The sequence below is a fragment of the Actinophytocola sp. genome (assembly GCF_035712165.1).
In the GTDB taxonomy this organism is placed as follows: domain Bacteria; phylum Actinomycetota; class Actinomycetes; order Mycobacteriales; family Pseudonocardiaceae; genus DASYTH01.
Map to the genome: position 1 here is coordinate 1 of NZ_DASTBH010000431.1, position 2,706 is coordinate 2,706.

Sequence of the window (2,706 nt, forward strand, 5' to 3'; positions counted from 1 at the left end):
CGGCGCCGACGCCGGCGTTGGTGATCGACACCTACCCTGGTGGCGTGGATCTTCTCTCGGTCGTGCTCGCCACGACCGGCTTCTTCGGTTGCGCCCTGCTCGTGCTGGGACCGGTCCTGGTGCTGCTGGCCCTCAAGAACGGCCGCGATCGTCGCTGGGTGAGCCGGCACGCCGTCTCGCCGTGTGCCGCGCTGCGGCCGGGGGCCACGCCGCCGGAACGGTTCTCCGTCTTCGGCAGGACCGTCCCCGGACCCGGCGGCCCGGTCGTCGCGACGCTGTCCGGCGTCGAGGCGGTGTGGTTCCGCTCCATGGCGTGCTCGTTCACGACCGTGGGGAAGAACACCCGCGTCAGCGTGCTCTGGGAGGAGTCCGGCGGGGATCCGTTCGCGGTGGCCGACGGCACCGGCCGCGTCGCCGTGTCCGCGCGCCTGCTTCTCGGGTCGACGTTCTCCACCCACCTGTCGGTGCGGGAGCGGACCCGGCAGCCGGTGGCATCGTCCGGGAAGGGGCCGACCCGCAGGACGGTGGACGAGACCACGGGGAGCGGGCACCGACGCGGGCCATGGCTGCGACGGGTCATCGACCGCGGGCTGGTCCGGGAGGACCAGGTGCGACACGCGGACCGGGTGACGGTGGTCGAGGAGATCGTGCCGTCCGGCGTACCGCTGCACGTGATCGGCAAGCCCGACGTCCTCGCCGGCGGGGTGGTGGGCCTGGCGCTGCCGAGGGTCGGCCGGTATCTGGCCGTGAGCCAGGCCCCTGGCGCGACCGAGAAGGAGCTGGCCGAGGATCGCGCGTACGGCATGGGATGTGCGGTGTGGGCGACGCTTGTCGGGGCCGCGCTCCTGGCCGTCTGCGCCGCCGTCGCGTTCTCGATGACGAGGTAACTCGGGGGCCGTGCCGGGCGGCCGCGCCACCGCGGCCGGTCAGACCGCGGTGACCGTCCATTGGTTGTTCAGGTTGCCGTTCGGCGCCCACAGGCCGGTGGTGGATCCGACCGCCGTGCGGCCCATGCCGTCCAGCGCGGTGCCGGTGCCGCGGTTGACGAGCTGGTACCGGCCGTTGCCGACGCTGTTCAGCCGCCACTGCTGGTTGTTGCCGCCGTTCCACGGCGCCTGCATGGCGTTCGCGCCGTTGGCCGTGTTGCCCCAGCTGTCGGCCACCATCGAGTTGGTGCGGTTGACGATCCGGTACCACCCGCCGCCCAGGTCCACGAACTGCCACTGCAGGTTCGTGCTGCCGTCCCAGGTCCACTGCTTGAGCACCGAGCCCGACCCGACGTTGCCGCCGCTGTCGAGCACCAGCCCGGTCCCGGCGTTGGCGATCCGCACCCAACCCGTCGTCGGCCCGCCGCCGCTCAGGGCGGGGATCTGGCCGGCGAAGGTCAACTTGACCACGTACGCGAGGGCGGTGAACGGCGCGGTGGCCGAGGGCAGGGTGACGTGCGCGCCGGCGCCGTCCTGGGCGGGCCTGGGGAGATTGGTGTACGTGCCGGCGGTGTTGCCGAGGAGCTGCGCCGCGGTCAGGCTGCTCAGGTTGATCCGGTTGGCGCTCAGCGTGCCGATGGTCAGGGTGCTCCCCGGCCAGCCGAGCACGGTGGCGTACAGGACGGTGTTGTCCTTGCTGCGGGTGAACCGGATGTCGCGGTTGGTGCCGGCCCGCGGCGTGACGAACGACCCGCCGCCCATCTGCGTCGGGCCCTCGCCGTACGCCGACCAGGCGCGGGTGGCGTAGATGGACTCGCCGAAGCGGCGCAGGTGGTCGCCGATGCCGCGCAGGATGGTCTGCTGCCCGGTCGGGATGGTTCCGTCGGCCATCGGGGCGATGTTGAGCACCATGTTGCCGTTCTTGCTGACCCGGTCGATCAGCGAGTGCAGCATGGCGGCGGTGGAGTAGTAGCCGATGCCCACGGTGTAGCACCAGCTCGAGCTGGAGATGCTGTCGTCGGTCAACCAGTACGGGTACAGCAGGTCGGCCGGGCCGCCACGCTCGAAGTCGTAGACCTCGCCGCGGGTGTTGAACCCGTCCTTGTACGTGGCCACCACGTCCTTGTTCCAGGCGACCGCCCGGTTGTAGTAGTGCGCCAGGAACTCCAGCCGTCGCGACTCGGCGACCTGGGTGAGGTTGAAGTCCTGCCACACGATGTCGGGCTGGTAGCCGTCGATGACCTCCCGCAGCTTGTCGAACCAGAGCTGGTTCTGCGCCGCCGCGCCGAGCTGGCCGTACAGCTTGCGGAGCGACGTGGTCGGTTGCTGCGGCACGCGGTCGAAGAAGCCGGTGAAGTTGTACGCGTGGTGCAGCGAGACGAACAGCTTGAGTCCCCTCGCCCGGATCGCGTCCGCGTGCAGCCGCAGCAGGTCCAGCCGGGGTCCCGTTGCCACCGAGTTCCACTCGTTGACCTGGCTGTTCCACATCGAGTAGCCGTCGTGGTGCTCGGCGACCGGTCCGGCGAACCGCGCGCCGGCGTCGGCGAACAGCTGTGCCCACTCGCCCGGGTCGAAGTTCCCTCCGGCCGACCGCAGCCGCGGCGCGAACTGCACGAAGCGGCCCGACCGGTCGTTCGCGCCGTTGATGAAGTTGTGGTAGGGCCACACCGACGGGTCGCCGTACACGCTGCGGTGATGGTTGTTCTCGTTGGACCCGGCGACGTACATGTTGCGCGGATACCACTCGTTGGCGAATGCCGGAACGCTGAAGGCGCCCCAG

The 2,706-nt window shown here is 70.7% G+C and carries 2 protein-coding genes; one reads left to right on the forward strand and one right to left on the reverse strand.

Annotated elements, in window-relative coordinates; genetic code table 11:
* A partial coding sequence (locus VFO68_RS23830) for a hypothetical protein (protein WP_325160593.1) occupies positions 1-887 on the forward strand: 887 nt, incomplete at its 5' end.
* 39 nt (positions 888-926) lie between these two features.
* Here the strand turns inward: VFO68_RS23830 and VFO68_RS23835 are convergent.
* Positions 927-2,706 (reverse strand): alpha-L-fucosidase (locus VFO68_RS23835; RefSeq protein ID WP_325160594.1); only part of this gene is annotated, 1,780 nt, incomplete at its 5' end.